This window comes from Bacillus cereus group sp. BfR-BA-01310 (assembly GCF_022664325.1).
Taxonomy (GTDB): domain Bacteria; phylum Bacillota; class Bacilli; order Bacillales; family Bacillaceae_G; genus Bacillus_A; species Bacillus_A paramycoides.
The window spans coordinates 111,351-137,793 of sequence record NZ_JAKUHD010000005.1 but is presented as its reverse complement, the minus strand read 5'-3'; the positions used below and the strand labels follow the sequence as shown (position 1 = coordinate 137,793).

Sequence of the window (26,443 nt, the reverse complement as noted above, 5' to 3'; positions counted from 1 at the left end):
AAATGTGATAAATATCACATCTCCCTATATTTTGATTTTCTATAATGGAAATATAATTATTTGTTCAACATTTCACATAAAAGGGGAAATGAATATGAAAAAACGTTTGGTTATGATCGGAAATGGTATGGCTGGAATACGCTGTATGGAAGAAATATTAAAACATGATAGTAGTTTATATGATATTACTATTTTTGGAGATGAACCGCATCCAAACTACAATCGTATTATGCTCTCTCATGTTCTTCAAGGCAAAACAAATATGCATGACATTATTATGAATGAATATAGTTGGTATAAAGAAAATGAAATAACTTTATATACAAACGAAAGAGTTCAAAGTATTGACCGAGAAGAAAAAGTCATTGTTACAGAAAAAAATCGTACTCTTACATACGACAAACTCATTATTGCAACAGGATCTAGTGCTTTTATATTACCTGTTGAAGGTTCCACCCTTCCTGGTGTGACAGGATTTCGAACAATTGAAGATACACAATTTATGATAAACAGTGCTAAAGACTATAAAAAAGCAGTTGTCATTGGCGGTGGATTACTTGGTTTAGAAGCCGCAAGAGGCCTCATTGACTTAGGGATGGATGTACATGTTGTTCATTTAATGCCGAGCTTAATGGAGCAACAACTAGATTCCAAAGCTGCTTCCTTACTGCGTGAAGATTTAGAAGCGCAAGGCATGAAATTTCTTATGGAAAAGAAAACTGTGAAGATTCTTGGAACAGATCATGTCGAGGGCATTCAATTTGAAGATGGTGAAATTGTAAATTGTGATTTAATCGTGATGGCTGTTGGAATACGTCCGAATACCCAAATAGCAAAAGATGCTGATTTAATTGTAAATCGCGGTATTGTAGTCAATGACTATATGCAAACGAATGATGAATCCATTTATGCGGTTGGAGAATGTGCAGAACATGACGGTATTGCATATGGACTTGTTGCACCACTTTATGACCAAGGTGCAGTATTAGCAAAACATATAACACATTTACAAACTGCTGGATATGCGGGCAGTATCGTTGGTACACAATTGAAAGTTGCAGGTTGTGACTTATTCTCTGCTGGCCAAATTTATGAAGATGATCAAACGAAAGCAATATCAATCTTTGATGAATGTAAACGTTCCTATAAAAAAGTATTAATTCGTGACAATAAAGTCGTTGGTATTGTTTTATATGGTGATACCGCTGATGGTACACGCCTCTTTAGCATGTTAAAGAAAGAAGAAGACATACAAGAATATACAGCAGCTTCCCTTCTTCACAAAGCTGGTGAAGAAAGTGAACTTAACGTTGCTACTATGAGTGCTGATGACACTGTTTGCGGATGTAACGGTGTTACGAAAGGCACAATAGTTCATGCCATTTTAGAACAAGAATTAACTACTTTTGAAGAAGTAAAAGGATGCACGAAAGCCGCAGGATCTTGTGGTAAATGTCGTCCACTTGTTGAACAAATTTTATCTCATACACTTGGAGATGCTTTTGATGCCTCTGCACAATCTATTGGTATGTGTGGATGTACAACGTTATCACGTGATGAAGTCGTAGCGACAATTCATGAGAAAGGTTTAAAATCTCCAAAAGAAGTACGAAATGTACTTGGTTTTGCACATGAAGACGGATGTTCAAAATGTCGCCCTGCTTTAAATTACTATTTACGTATGGCTATTCCGGAAGAGTATGCAGATGATAAATCATCCCGTTTCGTTAATGAAAGAATGAATGGTAACATCCAGCATGATGGTACATTTTCTGTTATTCCACGCATGTACGGAGGCGTTACAACAGCAGATGATTTAATGAAAATTGCTGAAGTTGCGAAAAAATATGATGTTCCTCTCGTGAAAATTACAGGTGCAAGTCGAATCGGCTTATACGGTGTTAAGAAACAAGATTTACCTAACGTATGGGCTGATTTAAATATGACTTCTGGATATGCGTATTCAAAATCTCTTCGTAATGTAAAATCATGTGTTGGTTCTCGCTTCTGTCGTTTCGGTACGAAAGATTCATTAGGACTTGGTATGCGCCTTGAGCAGTCATTAGAAATGGTAGATACACCTCATAAAATGAAAATGGGTGTAACGGGTTGTCCACGTAACTGTGCTGAAGTACTTACGAAAGATTTTGGCGTTGTGTGTGTTGAAAATGGATTCCAACTTTATATCGGAGGAAATGGTGGTACGGAAGTACGTGAAGCTGATTTTGTAATGATTGTCCCTACCGAAGACGATGTCCTTCGCATCGCTACAGCTTACGTACAATATTATCGTGAAACTGGTATTTACGGGGAGCGCACTGCCTACTGGACAGAACGATTAGGCTTCGATCACATTAAAGAAATACTACAAGATACAAGTATGGTCACTATGTTAAATGAGCGTTTCCAAACAGCTCGTAACACATATAAGGAAGCATGGGGACAAGCACTAGAAACAAAATCATTAAAAGCGATGTATGAAGTAGAAACTGTAAAATAAGGAGCGTGCATTATATGTTACAAACGAAAGAAAAAATAAAAGTTATGCGTGCAGAAGACCTTCCAATTCAAATCGGTAAAGAGGTGCAAATGAAAGACATGTCTATCGCCCTATTCCGCCTTTCAAATGGTGATATTCGAGCTGTAGAAAATCGTTGCCCTCATAAAAATGGACCATTAGCAGAAGGAATTGTCTCCGGTGAATTCGTCTTTTGTCCACTACATGATTGGAAAATTTCATTAATAACAGGTGAAGTTCAAAAACCTGATGACGGTTGTATTCAAACGTATGATGTAGAAGTTATTGACGGAGATATTTATATATACATGTAATTTACAAAAGGAAGCCTCCCTTGGCTTCCTTATTAAATAAAAATAGACGAGGTGCGAATATGAACGGATATGTATATTTAGTTGGTGCAGGACCAGGTGAGGAAGGGCTTATTACAAAAAAAGCGATAGATTACTTAAAGCGTGCAGATATCGTCTTATATGACCGCTTATTAAATCCTACCTTTCTTAGTTATACAAAAGAAACATGTGAACTTATTTATTGCGGAAAAATGCCAAAGAATCATATTATGCGACAAGAAATGATTAACGCCCACCTCCTTCAATTTGCGAAAGAAGGAAAAACCGTTGTACGCTTAAAAGGCGGAGATCCCTCTATTTTTGGTCGTGTTGGTGAAGAAGCAGAAACTTTAGCAGCAGCGAACATTCCATATGAAATTGTACCAGGTATTACATCTAGCATCGCCGCTAGTAGCTATGCAGGTATCCCCCTCACCCACCGTAACTACAGTAATAGCGTTACTTTACTAACTGGACATGCAAAAGGTCCTTTAACCGATCATGGAAAATATAATTCATCCCACAATAGCGACACAATCGCCTACTACATGGGTATAAAAAACTTACCTACCATTTGTGAAAACTTACTACAAGCAGGAAAAAAAGAAGATACGCCAGTAGCAGTCATTGAATGGGGTACAACTGGCAAACAACGCGTTGTCACAGGGACACTTTCAACCATTGTTCATGTGGTCAAAAACGAAAATATTTCTAATCCTTCAATGACGATTGTTGGTGATGTCGTTTCCTTACGTAATCAAATCGCTTGGAAAGAACGTAAACCATTGCACGGTAAAAAAGTATTATTTTCAGCTGCTACAAATAAAGAAAGTTCAATAAAACAAATGTTACAAGAATGCGGTGCAGAAATATATCAAATTCCAACTTTCAAAAAGAAAGAATACACATTAACCTCTGAACAAATCAATGAGATTTTTAGCGTTGATCGCCTTGTATTTTGTTCTGCTGAAAGTATAGAAATCTTGATGCGATCATGCAGTAAACATCATAAAGATATTCGTTCCTTACACGCGGAACTTCAATATATGAACCTTTCCGTTCAAGAAAAGCTTACGCAATATGGATTGTTAAGTAAACCTGCACAGTTTTCTTCTCATTCTACTATTTATTTAGGCCGAAACATTAACCGAATTGCTTTTATTCAAGAAAAAATTGGTGCTGGTTCTTATATGATGACTCATGAGTATACAATTGATAATCGCTTCGATGAAATTCATTCACGTATGCTTTCTGAATTCTCATGGGATAGCATTGTATTTGAAGGGCGTGCTTCAATTGATACGTTTCTAGCAGAAGTAAAACGTCTCGGCTTTATGCATATTCTTACTCTTCCCTTCTCGTATACAGACGTTCCAACTTTACACTACGCGAATAAAGTCGGGTTTCATAATGTAGATCATCAATTACAAGACATTATTACGAAGAAGGATATGGTGGCACAATGAAAGGAATTGTATATGTTGGACACGGTAGCCGATTACAAAAAGGTAACGAACAATTCATTCACTTTATTCACTCTGTTATGAAAGAACATAACGAAAGGATTCAAAAAATAGCTTTTCTTGAACTCACAACTCCTACCATTCAAGATGCAGTTACAGAAGCGGTAATAGAGGGAGCAACTGAAATAATGATTGTACCTGTTTTATTATTTGCAGCTGCTCATTATAAACGCGATATTCCTTTTGAGATAGAGCAAATACAAAAGGAATATCCACATATAACATTTTCAGTTGCACCACCTTTTAGTACACATCCACGTATGGTTGAACTTGTAGTAAAACGCATACGTGAAACTATGCCAATGCAAGGTAGTAGCGTTCTGCTCGTGGGACGAGGTAGTAGTGATCCTCAGCCCATATATGAGTTACAACAAATTGGATCAGCTGTCGAAAGAAAACTCGGTATGCCAGTATCTTGTTCCTTTTTAACAAAAGGAACTCCCTCTTTTACCGCTGAGCTCAAAAATATAACATCGTATACTTCCCATGTATATGTTATGCCGTACCTTCTCTTTACTGGATTGTTGCTTCAAAAAATTAAATTGCACACAAAAAAATATGATCACGTTACAACTTGTAATTGTCTTCAGTTTGATACATATATGAAGTTAGCATTATTAGAACGAATGGAGGAATGTGTGTATGTATAGCATGTACCCTCTTATGTTTAATCTAGATCAAAAAGTAGTTGTGATAATTGGTGGTGGTAAAATTGCATATCGAAAAGCGGCTGGATTAAAAGATACAGGTGCTTTTGTCACAGTTATTAGCCCAGAGATTTGTGAGGAAATGAAGGAGCTTCCTTATATTACATGGAAGCAAAAAACTTTTACTAATGATGACATTAAAGGTGCCCACCTTATTTATGCGGCAACAAATCAACATACTGTAAATTTGATGGTCAAACAGGCCGCCCATGATTTCCAATGGGTTAACGTTGTAAGTGATGGTACAGCATCCTCATTTCACACACCTGGCGTCATACGAAATGATGAATATGTTGTAACTATTTCAACTTCAGGTAAAGATCCATCGTTTACGAAGCGTATGAAACAAGAATTAACTTCTGTCCTTCCTAATCTTATAAAAAGACTTTCTCGTACTCACAAATTGTAATCTATTTCTTAGCTAAAATAGTAATTAACTTTGGACAAACGTTTTTTAGAGGCGTTTGTTCTTTTTGTTTTGGTTTCGTTTTTTAGAATCGCACAAGCAATTGGACAAGAATCTGCGAAGAATAATAATGGTGTTGGAAACTTGTAAGCAAGTGAATTTTATGACAACTGCAACATTACGGCATAAAAAACCTTTATTGAGAGCAACTGGTTCAATAAAGGTTTTTTATTGGATATTCATTCAACCAAATTAGCGCTTGTTCATAATCATCAAAAAATTTTACAGATTCTTTTGTATTGGATTGTTGTAAATAATTCATTATCTCCCCTTCTTCAAGAAGAAACGCAATTGCCTTACTGTGATTCAAAATGGTTTCATTGAAGAACTTATCTTTCCATGCTTTTTGAACAGAAAAATGATTTGGCGTGTATCCTTTTCTATTCACCAACAATTTGTATTTCCGACCCTCGGAAATGAATTGCTGACAAACCTGCTCAAAGCCATTAAACCATTCATAAACATCATCTGTTTTTATCTTGCCAATTAGATGGGTAACAATTAAATCTCCTGAAACTGTTGTGCTGATATTCTGTTTACTCAACTTGGAATCATCTCCCTTAGTTACAATTATGCGTAAAAATCTCATAAAATCAATAAGGATAAAATTCTTATGCAATAAAGCAACATTATTTACGAAAAGAGCCTTGTTATTAATAAAACAATTCATTCTCTTTTGTTCAAGTAAAAAAAGGATGCCTCTACTAGACATCCTTTTTTTCTTATTAATTATTCTTTAACATCACTAACAGCTTCTCTTGGCTATACATCCACACTGTAATGATTAAACAAGCAAGTGCTACTTCTGATAATGCCATAAATCCAATTGCATAATGACCTGTTAGTTGGAATAGCAATGTTAAAATTAATGGCGGGAAGAACCCTCCTAGTCCGCCTAAAGCTGAAACTAGTCCATTTACAATCCCTGCTTGTTCAGAGAAATACATTGGAACGAGTTTAAAGATTGTACCATTTCCAATACCTGCACAAAATGCAACTAGTAAGCAACCAAATGTATACACATGCATACTAGGCATAAATGATAAAATAATACCAGATAGTGTTAAGCCGATAAATACGAAGATTAATATTTTAAATGGATTAAACTTATCACCAAGCCAACCACCAATTGGGCGCATCATTGTTGCTAATACGATGAATCCTGCTGTCCGCATACCTGCATCTACTTTCTCTAATCCGAAGTGAGATACTAAAAAGTTTGGTAAATATACTGTGAATGCTACAAATGATCCGAATGTTAAAAAGTAAAAGATACATAAAAACCAAAGTTTTTCATTTTTATATACACCTTTTATTTGTTCTATTAATGGTGTATTCACCTTTTTCTCCTTACGATCGCCTAATAAAAAGTTCATAAGTGCAAATGCTGCAAGTAAAACTAAATAACACTGTACAGTTGTTCTCCAGCCAACTGAAGTTGCAATAACAGGTGCTAAGAAGGAAGTAATTGCTGTTCCTGCGTTACCGACACCGTAAATACCATTTACAAAACCGTGACTCTCTTTCGGAAAGTATTTTGGTAAAGAAGTTACCCCTACCGAGAAAACAGCACCACCGATCCCTACAAATAAGCCACCAATAATTAAATCCATCATAGAATTGGCAACACTAATATAAAAGACAGGGAATAATAAGAGAATAAAACTAATAAAGAATAATTTTCTTGCTCCGTAACGATTTGTCCAATAACCAATTGGAATGCGAAGAATAGAACCTAAAATAACGGGTACTGCTGTGACCATAGAAATTTGTCCTGCAGTTAATGGAATATCCACTTTAATATAAGGCATTAATGATGATAAAATGACCCATACCATAAAACCGATAACTAGATTAGAAGTTTGTAAGCTTAATTGAAAATTAGGACTTTTCATCCTGTTCCCTCCTATGTATGCATAGTTATATTAATTCCCTCCAGTCTAATCACGTACTAACATGATTAGACTGAAAAGAATCAACCACCACTTACTGGCGGAATCATTGCTACAACATCACCAGTTTGAATTATGTCGTCTTCATTTGCATATTCTTCATTTATAGCGACCATAATTTCGTTTGAAATTACTACGTTGTATTTCTTTATAAGAATATCTTTTACCTCAGCAACCGTAATATTTTCACAATCTATTTGCAACGTTGACTTACTTGCTTCTTCTTGCAAATTTGCAAATAATAGTACATCAATCATCTTCTCATCTCCTTTTCAGGCTCACCATTTACATATGCTACTTTCTCTAACTGATCACCTATCCATGACTCACCATCTTCCCAAAACTCCTTTTTCCAAATCGGAACAATTTGTTTAATACGTTCCATAATATATTCATTCGCCTCATAAGCTGCTTTCCGATGTGGTGTAGAAACGGCGACAACAACGGCAAGATCAGAAATTTGCAATGTACCAATGCGATGTGTAATTGCCACATATGTCCCAGGCCACTTCTCTTCTACTTCGATACCAATTTTCTCGAGCTGTTTTTCCGCCATATTCTTATAAGCCACATACTCTAAATATAGCGTACGACGTCCTTTCGTAAATTCTCTGACAGTACCAATAAAAGTAGTAACAGCACCACACTCACGCCGAATTACTTTACTTGTAACATCTTCAATTGAAATAGGTGTATCAATTACTTCATAATACGTATGTGTCATCTTGCACCTCTTATCTTTGTCTAAAACATTTTTTACATAGATCATTAAATGGGATCCTAATCTGTGGAAAATCCATCAATCTATTTTTCTACTATTTGTATGATCGAAGTGGTTCTTCCCATGGCCACTCGCTTCCTACGTTTGATTCTAATAACAGTACAGAAACAGTTATTCCTGCTTCAAATCCTCTCGTTCCTCCCGGTAAAACGATACATGCATTCGCATCCGCAAGTGAAGAAATTGCACTAGATTTATCTAAACCAACTGGTATAACTTGCAATTGACCATCTACAATTTCCACTTTTCCTCTTACAAAACGAGTAAATGGGTTTGCTTTCGGAAAGTCTTTTTGTAAAATTGCTTCTGCACGATATACATGCGGATCTTTCCTATGCAAATATGTTTGAATGACTGGTCGAACATATAATTCACATCCGACATAACAAGCAGAAGGATTACCAGATAGACCAAATAATAGTTTTCCTTCTAGCTCAGCTACAGTTGTCACACTTCCTGGTCGCATCGCTATTTTATTGAAAAGTACATTAGCTTGTAATCTCTCATAAATAGCAGGTAAATAATCGTAGTCTCCTACTGAAACACCACCAGTTGTAATTAAAATATCAACTTCTTTCATCGCCTTTTTTACAGTGTTATAACACGTCTCTAAATCGTCAACGAATTGTCCATAATACCGTACAATTCCACCTGCTCGTTCAACTTGAGCGGCTATCATATAGGAGTTACTATTTCGAATCTTCCCTTGTTTCAGTTGCTCTTGTACTTCCAAAAGTTCACTTCCTGTTGTTACGATCCCAATAACCGGCTGTCTTACAACATTTACTGAACTATAACCAAATGTAGCAAGAAGCGCTGCTACTCCAGGATTAATAGCAGTCCCTTTTTTCACAAGTAGGGCGTTTTGTTTTACATCTTCTCCTTTAAAAGAAATGTTATCACCAGAGGCGAAAGGGCGTTTTAACTTCATATATGTTTTTTCGTTTTCTTCAAACCCTTCCGTTAGCTCTAACATAACAACGGCATCACAGCCCACTGGAATTGCGGCTCCTGTCATAATACGTACAGCTTGAAATGCTTTCACCTCTTTTGTAAAAACAAAACCAGCCCCAATTTCACCAATAACTTCGAACTGAATCGGATTACTGCTACTTGCTTCTTTTGTATCTTCCGCTCGAATCGCAAAACCGTCGTATGGAGAGCGATCAAAATGCGGGACATCATGATCCGCAACAACATCTTCTCCAAGAATTCTTCCATAGCTTTCTATAAGTGAAACCTTTTCAGTTTCACCTCGATGAGCGTACTCCATTACACGTGCGACTGCTTCTGCCACTGGAATTGGTATACGTTTTTCTACCATTCTTTTTTCACCTCATTTTGATAAGGAGAAACTTTCTTTCTGTTCATCCTATATATTTTGCGTATAATCGTTTTGCTATTTTCATATCATTTGTCCCATGAATAAATGCCCTACCGTCTGTAAATAAAACAAAACGATATTCATCAATTAGAAACGATAGTAAATACGGAGTTTTTTGGACATTCACACTTTTTTGTAAGCGATTTTGAATTTCTTCTAAATTAAGAGTTTTCTCTATTCCTGGACGGATTTGAACGGTATTCCGCCCGCATAACACTTCAGTTTTCATCTGTGATTCAAATGCTAAACTTGGGTACGTGCGTACATTTCCACAAGATGGACATGTACTTTTTTTCTGCCTATTTACTTTTAATGAGAGATATTGATTGTTCCAAATATCAAATGATAACATTGTTCCTCGCAACGACTGAAAATCATCCACCAATATTTTCATCGCTTCTGTCACTTGGTGAGCAACGACCATTTGTACAGCTGGCTGAATGATTCCTGCTGTATCACATGTTGCACCACCCATAGGATGATCCATTAAGCAGCGAAAACACGGTGTTTCCCCTGGAAGAATTGTATACGTTACACCGTAACCTCCAATGCATCCACCGTATATCCAAGGTATATTTTCTTTTTGTGAAATATCATTTATAAGTAGTCGCGTATCAAAATTATCAGTCGCATCTAATATGAGATCCACTTCTTTTGTTAACTCTTCCATTTCTTGCATTGTAACATCCGTTACAACAGGCACAATTTCTACTTCAGAATTAATCTTTCTTAAATGTTCTGCCGATGCAATTGCTTTTGGTTTACACTGCTGCGCATCTTCTTCTGTATATAACTGCTGCCGCTGTAAATTACTCCATTCGACGTAATCGCGGTCAGCAATTGTCAATTTCCCAATTCCCATCCTAACGAGCGCTTCCGCATTTGCAGCTCCTAGCGCACCCGCACCAATTAGGAGCACATGTTTTTCTCTTATTTTTCCTTGTCCCATTTCACCAATTCCAGAAAACAATACTTGCCTTGAATAACGCTCTCCCATGCGGAATCCTCCTTTCGTTATCCACCAATATAAGACATTTCAACTTTTGGACGTTTTTTTGTACTTTCTGCCGTTCGTTCATCTGAATACTGATCTTTTCTAGACTCCCATGTATGTTGTAGAATTTTTAATAGTGATGCATCGGAAATATTTTCTCGAAGAAGCGTTCGTAAGTCCGTTCCTTGGGTTGCGAATAAGCACGTAAAAAACTTACCGTCTGCCGAAATACGTGCTCTCGTACAAGAAGAACAAAATGACTCAGAAACAGAAGTAATAAATCCAACTTCTGCATCGCTCCCTACATATCGATACAATTTTGCTACTTCTCCAAAGTAACGAGGGTTAACGGGCTCAATCGGATATACACGATTAATTTTCTCTATTAATTGTTCCTTCGTAATAACTTGTTCAAAGTTCCAACCGTTCGTACTGCCCACATCCATAAACTCGATAAAACGAAGCTGAATTTCTTGTTCTTTAAAATAACGAGCCATAAGAAGAATTTGACTATCATTCATCCCTTTTTTTACGACCATATTTACCTTTACTTCTAATCCAGCTGCCTTTGCTGCTTCAATTCCTTTCAATACAGGTTTTGTACTTACATTTCGTCCATTAATTTTTTGGAAGACATGATCCTCTATCGCATCTAAACTAATATTTACACGTTTTAATCCCGCTTCTTTTAATGCCTTCGCTTGTTTTGCTAAATGAATACCGTTTGTTGTGAGTCCAATATCAGTTAAACCTTCTAGCTTTGCAAGCCTTGCAATTAACTTCGGTAAGTCTTTACGCAATAATGGTTCACCGCCAGTAAGCCTAATTTTATGGGCTCCCATACTTATAAATAATCTCGCTAATCTTTCTATTTCATCGAACGTTAATAAAAACTCTTCCTGTAAAAAGGCGTAATCAGGTCCGAACACTTCCGCCGGCATACAGTACGTGCACCTAAAATTACAACGGTCAATAACTGAAATACGTAAATCTTGAAGTGGCCGTTCTAAAGAATCTCTCATCTTCTCGTGCATCTATATCCCTTCTTTTCTACTCAAATCCTTAGTAAGCTTTCAAATTTTTTATTTGCCTTCATTATAAAAAAGAAGCTACATATTCAATGTGACTTTTCTCACATTACTTTCCCCATTCAAAAATTCTTCACAAATCCGTTCGAATTTTGTTCACATCTCTAGCCTCATTCTCTTTTTCAAAATAAAAAACTTAGAGTTATATAATTCCTTACTACAAGTAGCTTTTTTAAAATTTAATGCTGTTTTCCCTTACGGTCATTGAAATTTTACTTTTTTTTTAAAAATAGCTCTTGCATTTTCATCATACTTACACTCAAAATAGGAAATGTATTGCTTATAAGAAGAAAGGTGATCGCTGTGGCAAACAGTATGACATTATCTCAAGATTTAAAAGAATTACTTGCATCTGTTGAATATAAAATGCAAATTAAAAAAGGAAGTTTTATTTTTCAAGAAGGTATGGAAGCAACAGAACTCTATATCATCCACTCCGGAAAAGTACAAATTAGTAAACTAAGTGCTGACGGGCAAGAATTAACACTTCGTATTTGTTCAGAATACGACATTATTGGCGAATTAACATTGTTCACGGACAATGCGAAGTATTTATTAAATTCAAAATGCCTTGAAGATGTTGAAGTAGGAGTTATAAAGCGTGAAGCCTTAGAAAAAGCATTACTCCAAAAGCCCGCTCTTGTATTTGAATTTATGAAATGGATTAGTGAACATTTAAGAAGAATGCAAACGAAATTCCGAGATTTAGTATTACATGGCAAAAAAGGTGCCCTATATTCTACTCTCATTCGAATGACAAATAGTTATGGTGTCTTAAAAGAAAATGGAATTCTCATCGATTTACCATTAACAAATCAAGAACTTGCAAATTTCTGTGCAACTTCGCGTGAAAGTGTAAATCGAATGTTAAATGATTTAAAAAAACAAGGTACGATTTCCATTTATAAAGGAAAGATTACAATTCATGATTTACAATTTTTAAAATGTGAAATTGCTTGTGAAGATTGCTCTGCCTCTGTTTGTAGCATTGAGTAGCATCTTATTTAGATGCTACTCTTTTTTTCATATTTAGCTACTTCACACATACAGTTACTCGCACCTATAAGGAAAGCCAAGGCCTCCAATTAGACCTCGGCTTTCCTTATAAATTACTAAACATATATAACAAAATTATTTTTTCAATTCATTAGGAATACGTCTTCTGTAAATTACATAACTACGGCTTAAATATTTAATTGGGGCACTAAATACATGTACAAGTCTTGTAAATGGCCATACTGCGAAAAGCCCCATCCCTGCAATAATATGAATTTTAAACCATACAGGTACTTCCATCATATATTCAACTTTCGGTTGGAAAATAAATAGACTTCGGAACCAAGGACCGATCGTTGTACGGTAATCAAACCCTTTTGAGTCGATATTTAAAAACGTTGAGGAAAGTCCTGCCAGCATTACAATAAGTAATAAAATAAGCGCAATATAATCTCCCTTTGTACTCGTTGCAATGATGCGTTTTACTGTTAAACGGCGATACGTTAATATAATTAAACCGATGATAGAAGCAACACCTGCCGGAAGTCCGAAACTAATTGCAACTATATGGTACATATGCTCAGAAATCCCTATTGAGCGGTATACGGACTCTGGAATTAATATCCCCATAACATGACCGCCAATTACAAACATTATCCCAAAGTGGAATAATAGACTTCCGATTCGGAGCATTTTCTTCTCTAATAGTTCACTAGATTTTGATGTCCATCCAAATTGATCATAGTTGTATCTGAAAATATGTCCACCGATAAAGATTGCAAAAATGATATAGGGAAATAACACCCATAGAAATTGATCCATCATTTTGACAACTCTCCTTTCTAATTCATTTGTACTCCCCAGGCGTCGATAGCTAGGAGTACGGCTGCAAGAATTGGTTCGTACATACAGTCTGCTTCTTTTAACTGCCCGTGCAATGCTTGTATATTCTCCTTGTATTTGCTCATGATTGGTTCACTATCTTGCTCATTTGCATTTGCAAAAAACTCAAGCAAAAGCGGTAAATAATCAGGGAGTTCTTTATCTGTTACGCTAAAACCAGATTTTTTATAATGCTGTTTTAACTCTAATAATTCAATACCTCTTTCTCTTTGTTCACCAGTGTTCATATAAGTTAAATACATATTTGTCTTTTTACCAAAGTCGAATGTATATACGTAAGAATCAATTAATTGATCGTTCGTTTTATCCAGTGCTTGTTTTATAAATGCTGTAAGTGATGCTTTAACATCTTCCTGTTCAATTGCTTCAATCTCTTCTTGTAATTCAGTTAAAGCTTCTCCCCACCCAAGTTCCGGGTAGGAAAGAAGAAAAGAAGAACAAGAAAAAGCAGTTTGTAAACTTTGTTTCATAATTTTCTGCCCCCTTTATTTATGAAATTGTCGTACAAGAGCCTGGGCCACCCGCGAAGGAAAGACCACAGCTTCCTTGTTCACTATATAAATCTGCAACTTGTTCGCGGTGAGACGTCGGGATGACGAAGCGATCTTTATATTTCGCGATAGCAAGAAGACGATACATATCTTCTACATCTTCTTTCGTTAAACCAAGTTCTTTTAATACAGCTTCATTTGGTTCTTTATTAATTTGCAATGCTCTCATATGTGTTCGCATGACAGCCATTTTTTTCAATGTAAGACGAATATGTGATTCATCTCCTGCAGTGAGTAAATTCGCTAAATATTGAATTGGAATACGCATATTATCAATAGCAGGGAAAATCTCTTCTGTTTGCCAGTTACTACCTTTTCCTTCCACCATATTCATAATTGGGCTAAGCGGTGGGATATACCAAACCATTGGCATTGTACGGTATTCTGGATGAAGAGGAAGAGCAATTTTCCAATCGATAATCATTTTATAGATTGGTGACTCTTGTGCCGCTTTCATCCATTCTTCAGGAATGCCTTGTTTTTTTGCTTCAGCTGCTACTTCTGGATCATTTGGATCTAGGAAAACAGTAAGCTGAGATTCATATAAATCTTTTTCATTTTCAACAGAAGCCGCTTCTTTTACTTTGTCAGCGTCATATAGCATTACTCCAATATATCGAATACGTCCTACACATGTTTCAGAACAAATTGTTGGCATACCAGCTTCAATACGAGGGAAACACATTGTGCATTTTTCAGCTTTATTTGTTTGCCAGTTAAAATACACTTTTTTATACGGACAAGATGATACACAAAATCTCCATGCACGACATGCATTTTGATCCACAAGAACAATCCCATCTTCTTCACGTTTATACATCGCACCAGATGGACAAGACGATACGCAAGATGGATTCATACAATGTTCGCATATGCGTGGTAAATACATCATAAAGACATTTTCAAAATCCGTTTTAATTTCTTCTTCCATTTTCTTTACGTTTGGATCTTGTAATCCTGTAATATGTCCGCCTGCTAAATCATCTTCCCAGTTTGGACCCCATTCAATTTTGTCGATAAATTCGCCTGTAATTGCTGATTTCGGACGAGCAACTGGTTGATGCTTACGCTGTGGGCTATTTGTTAATGTTTCATAATCATAGTTCCAAGGTTCAAAGTAATCATCAATTGTTGGTTGATCTGGATTGTGGAAAATATTCATAAGACGCTTCATTTTCGAACCGGATTTCAGCTGAATTTCACCATTTTTCAATTCCCAGCCGCCTTTGTATTTCTCCTGATCTTCCCATTGTTTCGGATAACCAATTCCAGGTTTCGTTTCTACGTTATTGAAATACATATATTCAGCACCTGGACGATTTGTCCAGGTGTTTTTGCATGTTACGCTACAAGTATGGCAGCCGATGCATTTATCTAGGTTCATTACCATTCCGACTTGTGCTTTAATCTTCAAGCCAATCTACCTCCTTCAGTTTGCGAATTACAACGTTTAAGTCGCGTTGATTCCCAGTCGGACCATAATAGTTAAATCCATAGCTTAATTGGCCGTATCCACCAATCATATGTGTCGGTTTAACGTGAATTCGAGTTGGACTATTATGGGTTCCTCCGCGGTTACTTGTTAATTTCGTACCAGGTACGTTAATGTGGCGATCTTGCGCATGGTGCATAAATGCCATTCCTCTCGGTATACGGTGCGTTACAACAGCACGCGCTACAACAACACCGTTACGGTTAAAGCACTCGATCCAATCATTATCAGCAACGCCAGCTTCAGCAGCATCCTCTTTATTCATCCAAACAGTTGGACCACCTCTAAACAGCGTTAACATCGGTAATGAATCGAAATACATACTATGAATCGACCACTTATTATGCGGTGTTAAATAGTTTAGTGTAATCTCTTTCCCTTCTACTTCAGGTCGTGATTTGCGGAACGGTTTATGTTGCAGAATTGGTTTAAATGTTGCCATCGTTTCACCAAATTCTTTCATCATGTCATGATCTAAGTAGAAAGATTGTCGACCAGTTATCGTTCTCCAAGGGATAAGACGTTCAACATTTGTTGTAAATGGCGAGTAACGGCGTCCACCTTTTTCAGAACCCGTAAAGGCCGGAGAAGTAATTACTGTTTTAGGCTGTGCTGTAATTTGTTCAAATGTGAAGCATTCTTCTTCACGTTCTTCTGCTAAATCACGCAGTTTTAAATCGGTTTGTTTTTCAAGTGCTTCCCATGCTTTTACAGCCATATGACCGTTTGTTGTAGAAGAAAGTGTTAATACCGCCTCGGCAGCATTTATTGCTTCTTTTATGTCTGGGCACCCTTTCGCAATGGAATCCGTTCGAACAACTCCTAAGCGACTCTTTAATTGCTCATATTCTGTTTCTGCAGACCAAGAAATCCCTTTCGTACCAATCGGTTGTTTTCCAGCATTTGGTCCAAGCGCTGTCATTTTGTCATAAATCGTTTTATAATCCCTTTCGACAACATGAATTTGCGGCATTGTTTTACCTGGGATCGGTTCACACTCACCTTTACTCCAGTCTTTAATCTTGCCAAGTGGTTGCGCTAATTCTTGCGGCGTATCGTGCAGAAGTGGTGTTGCAACGACTTCTTTCATTGGTTCAAGATCGATTTTCTTCGCTAAATCTGACACAGCTTTAGAAAGAGAGGTGAAAATATCCCAGTCAGAGCGTGCTTCCCACGGTGAACCGATTGCTGGATTAAATGGATGCACAAATGGATGCATATCTGTACTGCTTAAATCGTGTTTTTCATACCAAGTTGAAGCAGGTAAGACGATATCAGAATAAAGCGCTGTTCCAGCCATACGGAAATCTAAATTAATGAGTAAATCTAACTTCCCTTCAGGTGCTTCTTCATGCCACTTAATTTCTTCTGGTCGTAATGAATCACTATCGTCATTCATTAATCCATTTGTTGTACCTAATAAATGTTTTAAGAAATATTCGTGACCTTTACCGGAACTTGAAATTAAGTTTGCACGCCATACGAATAAGTTGCGCGGGAAGTTGTTTTTATTATCTGGATCTTCAATTGCAAATTTCAGTTCTTTTTCTTTTAGTTTTTGCGCAACGTATTTTCCGATTTCTTCTTGCGTTGTTGCACCAGAAGCAACAGCTTCTTTATATAATTCAATCCCATTCTTCTCGAATGTTGGATATGAAGGTAACCAGCCAAGTCGTGCTGCTAATACGTTGTAATCACCGTGATGTTGATAACGGGAGTTGCCCTCAACTGGTGATGCTAAATGTCCTACAGGTGTATCTTCATAACGCCATTGATCTGTTACAAAATAGAAGAAAGATGTACCGTTTTGTAATTTCGGTGGCCCTTGCCAATCTTTTGCCATCGCAATTGTTTGCCATCCTTCTGCTGGTCGTAATTTTTCTTGACCAACATAATGTGCCCAACCGCCGCCGTTTACACCTTGTGCTCCAACGAGAAGAACAAGATTTAGAACTGCACGATAAATCGTATCAGAGTTAAACCAATGGTTAATACCGGCCCCGACAATAATCATCGAACGACCATTTGTATCAACAGCATTTTGTGCGAACTCACGAGCGATTTGAATAATAAGCTCTCGTTTTACTCCTGTCATTTTCTCTTGCCATGCAGGTGTAAACGGCACATCATCATTGAAGTCTTTCGGTTCTTGCCCACCAAGTCCTCGGTTTACACCGTAATTCGCTAACGTTAAGTCATATACAGTTGTAACGAACACTTCGCCTTCTTCTGTCATAACTTTTTTCACTGGAATTGTACGTTCTAATATTGTATTTCCATCATCAGAGAAGTACGGAATTTGCACCGTTCCAACACTATCTTCCATTCCAAGTAAAGAAAGACGTGGTTCAATCTTTTCACCTGTTTGTTCATCTTCTAAACGTAAGTTCCATTTCTTTTCGTTATCCCAACGTGACCCCATTGTGCCATGAGGTGTTGCAAAATCATTCGTGTTCTCGTTCCAAAGCACAGGTTTCCATTCTCCTAATTTCGTTTCGCGTCCAATATCAGAAGCATTTAAGAAACGATCAGCAACGAATTGATCTCCTTTTTGTTTCAATGTGACGAAGAAAGGAAAATCAGTATATTGCTTCGCATACTTTGTGAAGTATTCCACTTGATTATTTACGTAGAATTCTTGTAAGATCACGTGCCCCATTGCCATCGCAAGTGCACCGTCTGTACCTTGCTTCACACTAATCCAATCATCAGCAAACTTTGTAGACTCAGCGAAGTCAGGACTTACAGAAACGACTTTCGTTCCTTTATAACGAACTTCTGCTAAAAAGTGGGCATCTGGTGTTCTCGTCATCGGTACATTTGAACCCCATGTCATAATGTAGCCAGAGTTATACCAGTCACTACTTTCTGGTACATCTGTTTGATCGCCCCAAATTTGCGGAGAAGCTGGTGGTAAATCAGCGTACCAATCATAGAAACTAAGCATTGGCCCACCCATAAGTTGCATAAAACGGCTACCAGCTGCATGACTTAACATCGACATAGCTGGAATTGGTGAGAAACCAACATTTCGGTCTGGACCATATTTAATTACTGTATAGAGTAATGAAGCAGAAACGAGTTGTAATACTTCATCCCAATTCGCGCGAATGAATCCCCCTTTACCACGCGCCTGCTTATAAGCACGTGCTTTTTCAGGGTTTTCCACAATGCTTTTCCAAGCATCTAGTGGTGATTTATGATTTTGTAATTCCTCTTGCCACATATTCCAAAGAACACCACGTACATATGGATATTTCACACGAAGTGGACTATAAATGTACCAAGAAAAACTCGCTCCACGCGGACATCCTCGTGGTTCAAAGTCAGGCATATCAGGACCTGTTGTTGGATAGTTAAGCTCTTGTCCTTCCCATGTTACAATTCCATCTTTCACATAAATGTTCCAGCTACAAGAACCAGTACAGTTCACACCGTGTGTAGAACGGATTACTTTATCATGTTGCCAACGCTTTCTGTACACATTTTCCCATTCACGATCTTCATATGTTTCTTGTGTATGATTATCGTTATAACGATCTATTGGTGAAAAATATTTTAAACGTCTCATTAGTGCTGAAGGTTTCTTCTTCATAATGTTCACTCCTCTAATACGTCTCTCTTACATACCCTTACTATAAGAGAGGTTGTAAAATACAGATGTGACATTTCGCACAGTTCAAGAGATTGTCAAAAATTCCGGAGAAAATATGAAAAAGTGAAAATCTAATCATTGTGGGGGGCACATCCTTCACTGAATGTTAAATTACTTCCTCGCTTCTACCAAAGTTTAAGATGAAGTACAGATAATAATGAGCACGCAACATATTTCTTATATAATAGAGGAAGCAATGCAGAACTAGTTGAATTTTATATACCTAAATAGTTAGATGAGCTTATAAATTAAAATGCAATACCTCAAGGAGGAATTGTCCGAAAACAATTGACTCAACAACGTCAGGAAATTCTTATGAATTGCCAACATATTAGATTGAATGGATAGAAGAATACGCCAAGAATGGCAGAAGTATAAAGTAATAATAAAAGGAGGATATTATGGTATTAGAGCCACTTTATGCTGAAAATATAATAGTAGCAGTTATATATAATAATGAATTCAAATGGTATGTAACAGACAAAGAACTATGGTTTTTAGATTATAATAAATTAGATAATGCATATAAAAATTTAGGTGTACGCATTCAAGATAATGACGAAACTGAAGAAAGAAATGGAATAGAAGTATTAGATAATAAAAATATAGAAGTATTTTTACCAAGGATTAATAAATATAAAACAACTAAAGAGGAATTAAATTATTTACTACTTAAAAATATTAAAAGTAAAAATGCAGGAGACGATCTATTAGATTTGAGTCCAGTCTTATTAATTAACTTTGATAATAAAATACTATATTCGATGTTTCCGGAACCAGCATCATATGAAGAATATGTACCAAAAGATTGGATAGGTAAATATGAAAGTTTCACTGAATTCATACCTGAATCAGAGAACTATTGGATAGATGAGTTTCATAATAATCTACTTTTACAATAATTTAAATATGACAAGAGTGATGCTAGTATAAAGGAGTTGAATAGTAATTAAATACCCATATAGTTTTGAAGTACTTAACAATAGAGATTTAGTTATGAGACTTCCTCAAGAAATTAAACTTTTTGAAACTTTTTTAGGAGTTGAAGTTTCTGCTTTTGGAGATTGGATTTTAGAAGAAATACATAGTGTTTTAAACGGAGAAAAAAATTACGGAGTAGTAAATGGCAACATTTGTGGTTTAGAAATTCGAATCGACACAACTACTGTGTTAGACAATTTAGCCGAAGATGGTAAAGGAGAATTTTGTGAGATTGAAACAATGGAATTGGTAGAATTAATTCGTATTTGGTTAGATAAACGAAAAAAATTCAAAAAAGAAAAATATAAAGAATTGTAATACTTTAAGTGGCTAGCCTCTACATGAAGTCGGCTTTATTTATTATTTCATATAATTTTTAATCACAAGACGTATGATATATGTTTCCAACCTTTACGCGTAGGAATTCCTACGCTATTTATTTTGGTCACCGAGGTCACTCTTTCCTTCCCCTCCCTTATTTTTAACGATAATACTATTTTATATCAAGACATATTTTATATAAAACTACAAATCATTATTTACTGTATTGCTCTTAGTTACGGAAACAATTATACTAAATGTAATCTGTATATAATCTGAATATTCATAAAATTACAAGCAGGATTCCCTTTAAGGACATAGACATTATAAAGTATATGACCGCTATTTTTTAACTTATAAGTTTCTTCCTACTAATATGAGTTCTCAATATGAACTTATATAATACCATTACGAATTACCTCTTAGATTACTATCATACTGCAATAAAATGAAAGAACTACTTTTCTTTAACCTAAATTCTATTTTCCACTAAATGAATTAGAAAACGATAATAAAATTAGGAGGATTACGATGCCCCAGCTTGATTCATTACATCCCATTGTAGAAAAAATAATCAACAATATTGAAAAATTAATGGTCGGAAAACGAAAAGAAACGATCTTAGCCTTGACAGCTCTCTTAGCTGAAGGTCATGTACTATTAGAAGATGTTCCCGGTGTCGGGAAAACAATGCTAGTACGTGCTCTTTCTAAATCAATTGATGCCGATTACAAGCGAATTCAATTCACACCTGATTTACTGCCATCAGATGTAACAGGTGTTTCTATTTACAATCCAAAAGAGCTCCAATTTGAGTTCAAGCCTGGACCAATTATGGGGAATTTTGTACTTGCTGATGAAATTAATCGTACATCTCCAAAGACACAATCTGCCTTACTTGAAAGTATGGAAGAAGGCAATATCACAATAGATGGCATTACAAGACCGTTACCAAAACCTTTCTTTGTAATGGCTACACAAAATCCGGTCGAATATGAGGGAACATATCCTTTACCAGAAGCTCAGCTCGATCGTTTCTTGTTGAAGCTAAAAATGGGATATCCTACACCAGAAGAAGAATTTGAAATTTTAAACCGGATGGAAAAAACAAATCCACTCTCCCATTTACAAGCTATTACTACAATAGAAGAATTACTTTATTTACAACAAAGCGTACGGGAAGTAAGCATGGACAAAGCAATCAAGCATTACATTGTAAAGCTTGTTAATCAGACTCGTTCTTATAGTTCTATACAGCTAGGTGCAAGTCCACGCGGCTCAATTGCTTTAATGAAAGCTTCACAGGCTTATGCATTCATCCATGGCAGAAATTATGTTATTCCAGACGATGTTAAATTTTTAGCTCCTTACGTGTTAGCTCACAGACTCATTCTAAAAATGGAAGCAAGATTTGAAGGTATAACAGGAGAACAAGTTATCGCCAAAATCGTTGCACGAACTACCGTGCCGACTCAAAGGACGATGAACCTTTGATGAAACGACTACTACGAGCACTATATCACGTTACCAAGTTATTGCTAATCCCTTTATGCCTAGTCTTAACATTTGTATACGCTATGCTTCAAGGAGGATTTGTAAGTTGGTTTTTGTTTTACAGTACGATTCCTATTGGCCTTTATTCACTAATACTCCCCTTCTACGCTTTACGGGACGCTGAAGTAAAACGAATAACAAACCAAAACGAATATGTAGCAGGAGAACAATTTTTAAGCACTATTACAATAAAAAGAAAATTTCCTTTTCCCTTACTTTATTTAGTTATAGAAGATGAACTGCCACCACAATTTACAAGTTGTAGACAAACAAAGATGAATAAGGTAATACTCTTTCCTGGATTAAAACGAAATATTTCGTTTCAATATGTTATTGACGCAATCCCTAGAGGAGAGCACACTTTTTCAAGCGTACGTGTCAAAACTGGCGATCTATTCGGTATGATAGAGAAAGAAGTAACTTTTTCAGTTCCAGATACATTTTTAGTCTATCCCCAGTATGTAGATATAACGTATCGACAATTGGAAAATCATTTCGAACAAGGAGCGCTTTCAGCAAATATAAATTCAGCAAAAGACTCTACAGTCTCTGTCGGTGTCAGAGACTATAAACCTGGTGACCGCTTTTCATGGATTGATTGGAAAGCAACTGCACGAACAAACAATATTATGACGAAAGAATTTGAACAACAGCGCAGCCATAATATCATGATATTCATGGACAGAACCCACTCCCCTCTATTCGAATCAGTCGTAACGTTTACTGCCTCTATTGTGAGGGCTGTCTTGAAGCAAAATTCACCAGCGTCATTCGTGTCTGTCGGAAAAGAACGAACTATTTTCCCTTTAGACAATGGAGATACTCAGTTGCAACAAATCTTTTGTCATTTAGCGAAATTACAAGCGGACAGTGTATTCCCGCTCTCTCGAAGTGTAGAAATGGAATTAAGAAAAATTTATCAGCCCGTAACGATTATACTCGTGACAAGCGATCTTTCTCCCGATATTCAAAAGGCGGCTGACTGTGCTGCTATAAAAAATAGAAAATTAATGGTGTTTGTCGTGAAAGAAAAAGCGAATCAACTCTCACATCGAGAACTAAGTATACTAGAAACTCTACAAAAACGAAAAATATTTGTAAACGCGGTTTATGAAAACCGGTATACAAACGTGTTTTTTGAGGTGAGCAAATGATAACATTACAAACAAAATACCAATGGGATATGAGCAGATTCTTCATGCATGTATGTGCACTTCTTCTTTTACTAGAATGGCTAAGACCCCTTATAGGTATTACAAACGTAGGTAGATTAGATATTTTTGTAATATTTATAGGAATTTGCTTCACTCTCTCTTTTTTTCAAACAAGGTGGCAGATTCCAATAAAAATCGTCACGATCTTATTCATCATTCATTCCCTGTATTATAAAAATGCTTTTATAAATCCATTTTGGCTAACAACATTTTTTTCTGATATTTCTCGAAATTCCTCCCTGTTTTTCCAGGGGAATTTGCTGGATATTTCTCCAGTTTTTCCAACATTTTTATTTTTTCTATCATTTTGGTTTTTGAGCTCTTTCGTCTCTTTTTGGATGATTCATAAAAAACGTGGGTTGTTATTTCTTTTATTGACTATTATTTATATCACAACTTTTCATAACTTACATTTATACAATGCAAACTACACTATTATTCGTACTGTTGTCATCGGCTTTTTTATGCTTAGTCTTCTTCAAATAGAACGAATAAAAGAGATTGAACACTTACAAAATTATGCTAGAGAAATCTCAAAATTACTTAGACCTCTTACAATATTTATTGTATTGTCAGCAACCATCGCATACTTTGCTCCAAAATTTGGTCCTCAGTGGCCAAACCCAATGGATTTTTTAAAATTCAACACATCCGAAGCAAGTAAAAAACAAGAAGTTTCTAAAATTGGGTATGGTTTAGATGACTCACAATTAGGCGGTCCTTTTAAACCGGATAATACAATTGTTTTCACAGCACAAGCCCAAAACAAACAATATTGGAGAGTAGAAACAAAAGATTTTTATACAGGAAAAGGCTGGGAGGTTTCTGAAAATCAAAAAAAGGTTTCTTTTAAAAATAAAAACGACGTCTTGAGATGGTACGAACAAAATACAAAAACGGAGACAACCGAAGCAACAATCACTATGCAAAAAAGTGATCCTCACCTTACCTATCCAGCAGGATTAGTATCAGTTGAGGCTTCTTCTGATGTATCATACAGCGTTGACCCATTTTCAGAAAAAATCTATACGATGCACGGAGACTCTTTTACTACTTTAAATTCGTATAAAGTAAGATATGAGATCCCGGAGTTTTCCATAGAAAACTTGAAAGCTGTAAAAACGAATGAAGGTCATGAAACAAGTCCTTATTTCATGACAAAGTACACACAACTTCCCGAATCATTACCGCAGCGAGTAAGAGACTTAGCTGTTAATCTTACAAATGATAAAGACAACCGATATGATAAAGTATTAGCTATTGAAAATTACTTCACAGACAATTCTTTTGTATACGAAACAATGAATGTCTTGTTCCCTGCCAATAACCAAGATTATGTAGATCAATTCCTTTTCGATACAAAAAGCGGCTACTGTAATAATTTTTCGACGTCTATGATCGTGTTACTTCGTTCTGCCGGAATTCCTGCTCGCTGGGTAAAAGGCTATACAGAAGGAACTCTTGAGAATACACTTGTTGGTACAGAAGGTGAGAATGTTTATAAAATCGCGAACAATAACGCACACTCTTGGGTCGAAGTATATTTTCCAGGATACGGATGGATTCCATTCGAACCAACAAAAGGATTTACCAATCCCTATAATTTTATAAATAATACTCCTGCTTCTACTTCACAAAATAGCGAAGAAAATAATTCTAACAACGAGCAAATACACCAACGAAACAATGAAGCAAAGCTCAAAAATTTAATAGAAAATACAGAAGAAGCTCCTACTAAAAAGATTACAAATTCTAAAAATGGATTTTCTTGGTGGTACGTATTCCTCTCTACGATACCGATTAGTATCATAGGATACATTCTCTTCACCACTAGAATGAAATGGATTACATTTTTTATCATTCTTTTCTATAAATACCGAAAAGATGATGTTGTTTATAGAAAAGCTTACGATGCACTTTTAAAACAATTTGCGAGAATCGGTATACCACGAGGGGAAAGTCAAACATTCCGAGAATACGCTCTCCGCATCGATACACTTTACAACTCGACTGATATGCAACAACTTACTTTCAGTTATGAGAACGCTATGTATCAAAAGGGACAGGCCGCAGCAGAATGGAAGAAATCCGTACACTTATGGGAAGTGCTTATGAAAAAAGCAGCTTCTCTGCCTAAATCAAATGAATTCCATTCAGTGATTTAATCTTGATAATGTGAGTTTAAAGAAAACACCTCAAAGAACTACTTTGTTCTTTGAGGTGTTTTTTAATAAACATAATAAAAGATAGCTAACTCCTAATCGTCTCCGCCATCTCTTGAACTACCACATACGGATATCGGTACAACACTAAATACGTATAGTCACGTACTACCAAGTATGCAAAAATCGGTAGCGGAAAAGTTAAACGAGCTACTTAGCGGAAGTGACCAAAGTAGTGACTCCTAATTATTAGCCAAGTACCTTTTCAATCTCAACCTCTAAATCCACCGGCTTCGTCTGCGGTGCAAAACGCCCTACTACTTTCCCGTCTCTTCCAATTAGAAACTTCGTAAAATTCCACTTTACTGCCTTCATACCTAGTAAACCTGGCGCTTGTTCTGTCATGTATGTATATAGTGGGTGTGCCGCATCACCTTTCACATCAATCTTTGCAAACATTGGGAAGTTTACACCGTAGTTTAATTCACAAAAACTTGTAATATCGGCTTCTGTACCAGGTTCTTGTCCCCCGAATTGATTACAAGGGAAACCTAGTATTTCTAGTCCTTGCTCTTTATATTTATCATATACTTCTTGTAATCCTTTATACTGTGGTGTAAATCCACATTTACTAGCTACATTTACAATAAGAAGTGCTTTTCCTTCGTAATCTTTTAACGATTTTTCTTCACCTGTTATTGTTTTAGCTGAAAAATCATGAACTGTCATTGTTCCTATCCCTCTCTTCTCTATCATTCTATGTTTATACTATACTACATAAGTGAACATGCAGCCCTTTTTACATACTTATATGCCCGAAATGATAGCGCTTTATTTTTGTTCAAAAATTCGACACAAACTACTAGACT

The 26,443-nt window shown here is 36.2% G+C and carries 23 protein-coding genes; 11 read left to right on the top strand and 12 right to left on the bottom strand.

The features are described 5' to 3' along the window. Positions 1 to 94 precede the first annotated feature (94 nt). From nirB to MR109_RS13210, 5 genes are read left to right on the top strand one after another with little or no spacing between them, the layout of a single operon-like run. A complete protein-coding gene (gene nirB / locus MR109_RS13230) occupies positions 95 to 2,500 on the top strand; it encodes an NADPH-nitrite reductase large subunit (protein WP_242272323.1) in 2,406 nt (801 codons plus the stop codon). 14 nt (positions 2,501 to 2,514) lie between these two features. Further along, complete coding sequence (gene nirD / locus MR109_RS13225) at positions 2,515 to 2,832, top strand: nitrite reductase small subunit NirD (RefSeq protein ID WP_071720209.1); 318 nt, start codon at positions 2,515 to 2,517, stop codon at positions 2,830 to 2,832. A 59-nt stretch (positions 2,833 to 2,891) separates the two neighbouring features. Beyond that, complete coding sequence (locus MR109_RS13220; RefSeq protein ID WP_242272320.1) at positions 2,892 to 4,316, top strand: uroporphyrin-III C-methyltransferase; 1,425 nt, start codon at positions 2,892 to 2,894, stop codon at positions 4,314 to 4,316. Continuing rightward, positions 4,313 to 5,023, top strand: a complete 711-nt coding sequence (locus MR109_RS13215; protein ID WP_242272318.1) for a sirohydrochlorin chelatase — start codon at positions 4,313 to 4,315, stop codon at positions 5,021 to 5,023. The genes MR109_RS13220 and MR109_RS13215 overlap by 4 nt, the downstream gene beginning before the upstream one ends. Further along, positions 5,016 to 5,489, top strand: a complete 474-nt coding sequence (locus tag MR109_RS13210) for a precorrin-2 dehydrogenase (protein WP_002171627.1) — start codon at positions 5,016 to 5,018, stop codon at positions 5,487 to 5,489. Before MR109_RS13215 ends, MR109_RS13210 begins: the two co-directional genes overlap by 8 nt. A 211-nt stretch (positions 5,490 to 5,700) precedes the next feature. Here MR109_RS13210 and MR109_RS13205 read toward each other — a convergent pair whose 3' ends face one another. From MR109_RS13205 to moaA, 7 genes are all read right to left on the bottom strand, one after another. Next, positions 5,701 to 6,216, bottom strand: a complete 516-nt coding sequence (locus MR109_RS13205; RefSeq protein WP_033718908.1) for a SpoIIAA family protein — start codon at positions 6,214 to 6,216, stop codon at positions 5,701 to 5,703. A 55-nt stretch (positions 6,217 to 6,271) separates the two neighbouring features. Next, complete coding sequence (narK, locus tag MR109_RS13200) at positions 6,272 to 7,441, bottom strand: nitrate transporter NarK (RefSeq protein ID WP_048372500.1); 1,170 nt, start codon at positions 7,439 to 7,441, stop codon at positions 6,272 to 6,274. 80 nt (positions 7,442 to 7,521) lie between these two features. Next, positions 7,522 to 7,755 carry a molybdopterin converting factor subunit 1 gene (moaD, locus tag MR109_RS13195; RefSeq protein ID WP_098474640.1) on the bottom strand — a complete coding sequence of 78 codons (234 nt, stop codon included), beginning with the start codon at positions 7,753 to 7,755 and terminating at the stop codon, positions 7,522 to 7,524. Continuing rightward, entirely contained in the window at positions 7,752 to 8,222 is a 471-nt protein-coding gene (locus MR109_RS13190; protein ID WP_002171623.1) for a molybdenum cofactor biosynthesis protein MoaE, read from the bottom strand. Before MR109_RS13190 ends, moaD begins: the two co-directional genes overlap by 4 nt. Positions 8,223 to 8,313: 91 nt before the next feature. Next, complete coding sequence (locus tag MR109_RS13185) at positions 8,314 to 9,603, bottom strand: molybdopterin molybdotransferase MoeA (protein ID WP_242272316.1); 1,290 nt, start codon at positions 9,601 to 9,603, stop codon at positions 8,314 to 8,316. 43 nt (positions 9,604 to 9,646) lie between these two features. Further along, positions 9,647 to 10,660 (bottom strand): molybdopterin-synthase adenylyltransferase MoeB, encoded by a 1,014-nt coding sequence (locus MR109_RS13180; protein ID WP_242272315.1) that lies wholly within the window; start codon positions 10,658 to 10,660, stop codon positions 9,647 to 9,649. 17 nt (positions 10,661 to 10,677) lie between these two features. Further along, complete coding sequence (gene moaA, locus MR109_RS13175) at positions 10,678 to 11,691, bottom strand: GTP 3',8-cyclase MoaA (protein WP_242272313.1); 1,014 nt, start codon at positions 11,689 to 11,691, stop codon at positions 10,678 to 10,680. Between the two features lie 357 nt (positions 11,692 to 12,048). Between moaA and MR109_RS13170 the strand changes: the two genes are divergently transcribed. Beyond that, positions 12,049 to 12,741 (top strand): Crp/Fnr family transcriptional regulator, encoded by a 693-nt coding sequence (locus MR109_RS13170; protein ID WP_002171619.1) that lies wholly within the window; start codon positions 12,049 to 12,051, stop codon positions 12,739 to 12,741. A 135-nt stretch (positions 12,742 to 12,876) separates the two neighbouring features. On the opposite strand, the gene narI is transcribed toward MR109_RS13170, so the two are convergent. Genes narI through MR109_RS13150 form a run of 4 tightly spaced genes read right to left on the bottom strand, consistent with a single transcriptional unit; the run spans position 12,877 to position 19,282 of the window. Next, positions 12,877 to 13,566 (bottom strand): respiratory nitrate reductase subunit gamma, encoded by a 690-nt coding sequence (gene narI, locus MR109_RS13165; protein ID WP_025151138.1) that lies wholly within the window; start codon positions 13,564 to 13,566, stop codon positions 12,877 to 12,879. 17 nt (positions 13,567 to 13,583) lie between these two features. Next, positions 13,584 to 14,114: a nitrate reductase molybdenum cofactor assembly chaperone gene (gene narJ, locus MR109_RS13160; RefSeq protein WP_025151139.1), complete on the bottom strand. Its 531-nt coding sequence runs from the start codon at positions 14,112 to 14,114 to the stop codon at positions 13,584 to 13,586. Positions 14,115 to 14,133: 19 nt separating this feature from the next. Continuing rightward, a complete protein-coding gene (gene narH / locus MR109_RS13155) occupies positions 14,134 to 15,609 on the bottom strand; it encodes a nitrate reductase subunit beta (RefSeq protein WP_242272311.1) in 1,476 nt (491 codons plus the stop codon). After that, a complete protein-coding gene (locus MR109_RS13150) occupies positions 15,599 to 19,282 on the bottom strand; it encodes a nitrate reductase subunit alpha (protein ID WP_242272310.1) in 3,684 nt (1,227 codons plus the stop codon). The genes narH and MR109_RS13150 overlap by 11 nt, the downstream gene beginning before the upstream one ends. A gap of 461 nt (positions 19,283 to 19,743) precedes the next feature. Between MR109_RS13150 and MR109_RS13145 the strand changes: the two genes are divergently transcribed. The 5 genes from MR109_RS13145 to MR109_RS13125 all read left to right on the top strand — a co-directional run bounded on the left by MR109_RS13145 (position 19,744) and on the right by MR109_RS13125 (position 25,577). Beyond that, complete coding sequence (locus tag MR109_RS13145; RefSeq protein ID WP_242272308.1) at positions 19,744 to 20,244, top strand: hypothetical protein; 501 nt, start codon at positions 19,744 to 19,746, stop codon at positions 20,242 to 20,244. A 46-nt stretch (positions 20,245 to 20,290) separates the two neighbouring features. Then, on the top strand, positions 20,291 to 20,641 hold the full coding sequence (locus MR109_RS13140) for a hypothetical protein (protein WP_242272513.1): 351 nt from the start codon (positions 20,291 to 20,293) through the stop codon (positions 20,639 to 20,641). Between the two features lie 534 nt (positions 20,642 to 21,175). Beyond that, positions 21,176 to 22,138, top strand: coding sequence for an AAA family ATPase (locus MR109_RS13135; RefSeq protein WP_025151142.1), 963 nt, complete (start codon positions 21,176 to 21,178; stop codon positions 22,136 to 22,138). Beyond that, positions 22,138 to 23,352, top strand: a complete 1,215-nt coding sequence (locus MR109_RS13130; protein WP_242272512.1) for a DUF58 domain-containing protein — start codon at positions 22,138 to 22,140, stop codon at positions 23,350 to 23,352. The genes MR109_RS13135 and MR109_RS13130 overlap by 1 nt, the downstream gene beginning before the upstream one ends. Further along, positions 23,349 to 25,577: a transglutaminase TgpA family protein gene (locus MR109_RS13125; RefSeq protein WP_242272306.1), complete on the top strand. Its 2,229-nt coding sequence runs from the start codon at positions 23,349 to 23,351 to the stop codon at positions 25,575 to 25,577. Before MR109_RS13130 ends, MR109_RS13125 begins: the two co-directional genes overlap by 4 nt. A 246-nt stretch (positions 25,578 to 25,823) precedes the next feature. Here the strand turns inward: MR109_RS13125 and bsaA are convergent, their stop codons facing one another. Continuing rightward, the gene (gene bsaA, locus MR109_RS13120) at positions 25,824 to 26,303 is read right to left on the bottom strand and encodes a glutathione peroxidase (protein ID WP_242272305.1); all 480 of its coding nucleotides are present in this window, start codon (positions 26,301 to 26,303) and stop codon (positions 25,824 to 25,826) included. Between the last annotated feature and the right edge of the window lie 140 nt (positions 26,304 to 26,443).

What these genes read in the sequence shown, in the direction of transcription:
- nirB (WP_242272323.1), top strand. Translation starts at nt 95, where the DNA reads ATGAAAAAACGTTTGGTTATGATCGGAAATGGTATGGCTGGAATACGC.
- nirD (WP_071720209.1), top strand. Translation starts at nt 2,515, where the DNA reads ATGTTACAAACGAAAGAAAAAATAAAAGTTATGCGTGCAGAAGACCTT.
- MR109_RS13220 (WP_242272320.1), top strand. Translation starts at nt 2,892, where the DNA reads ATGAACGGATATGTATATTTAGTTGGTGCAGGACCAGGTGAGGAAGGG.
- MR109_RS13215 (WP_242272318.1), top strand. Translation starts at nt 4,313, where the DNA reads ATGAAAGGAATTGTATATGTTGGACACGGTAGCCGATTACAAAAAGGT.
- MR109_RS13210 (WP_002171627.1), top strand. Translation starts at nt 5,016, where the DNA reads ATGTATAGCATGTACCCTCTTATGTTTAATCTAGATCAAAAAGTAGTT.
- MR109_RS13205 (WP_033718908.1), bottom strand. Translation starts at nt 6,216, where the DNA reads ATGAATTGTTTTATTAATAACAAGGCTCTTTTCGTAAATAATGTTGCT.
- narK (WP_048372500.1), bottom strand. Translation starts at nt 7,441, where the DNA reads ATGAAAAGTCCTAATTTTCAATTAAGCTTACAAACTTCTAATCTAGTT.
- moaD (WP_098474640.1), bottom strand. Translation starts at nt 7,755, where the DNA reads ATGATTGATGTACTATTATTTGCAAATTTGCAAGAAGAAGCAAGTAAG.
- MR109_RS13190 (WP_002171623.1), bottom strand. Translation starts at nt 8,222, where the DNA reads ATGACACATACGTATTATGAAGTAATTGATACACCTATTTCAATTGAA.
- MR109_RS13185 (WP_242272316.1), bottom strand. Translation starts at nt 9,603, where the DNA reads ATGGTAGAAAAACGTATACCAATTCCAGTGGCAGAAGCAGTCGCACGT.
- MR109_RS13180 (WP_242272315.1), bottom strand. Translation starts at nt 10,660, where the DNA reads ATGGGAGAGCGTTATTCAAGGCAAGTATTGTTTTCTGGAATTGGTGAA.
- moaA (WP_242272313.1), bottom strand. Translation starts at nt 11,691, where the DNA reads ATGCACGAGAAGATGAGAGATTCTTTAGAACGGCCACTTCAAGATTTA.
- narI (WP_025151138.1), bottom strand. Translation starts at nt 13,566, where the DNA reads ATGATGGATCAATTTCTATGGGTGTTATTTCCCTATATCATTTTTGCA.
- narJ (WP_025151139.1), bottom strand. Translation starts at nt 14,114, where the DNA reads ATGAAACAAAGTTTACAAACTGCTTTTTCTTGTTCTTCTTTTCTTCTT.
- MR109_RS13150 (WP_242272310.1), bottom strand. Translation starts at nt 19,282, where the DNA reads ATGAAGAAGAAACCTTCAGCACTAATGAGACGTTTAAAATATTTTTCA.
- MR109_RS13145 (WP_242272308.1), top strand. Translation starts at nt 19,744, where the DNA reads ATGGTATTAGAGCCACTTTATGCTGAAAATATAATAGTAGCAGTTATA.
- MR109_RS13135 (WP_025151142.1), top strand. Translation starts at nt 21,176, where the DNA reads ATGCCCCAGCTTGATTCATTACATCCCATTGTAGAAAAAATAATCAAC.
- MR109_RS13130 (WP_242272512.1), top strand. Translation starts at nt 22,138, where the DNA reads ATGAAACGACTACTACGAGCACTATATCACGTTACCAAGTTATTGCTA.
- MR109_RS13125 (WP_242272306.1), top strand. Translation starts at nt 23,349, where the DNA reads ATGATAACATTACAAACAAAATACCAATGGGATATGAGCAGATTCTTC.
- bsaA (WP_242272305.1), bottom strand. Translation starts at nt 26,303, where the DNA reads ATGACAGTTCATGATTTTTCAGCTAAAACAATAACAGGTGAAGAAAAA.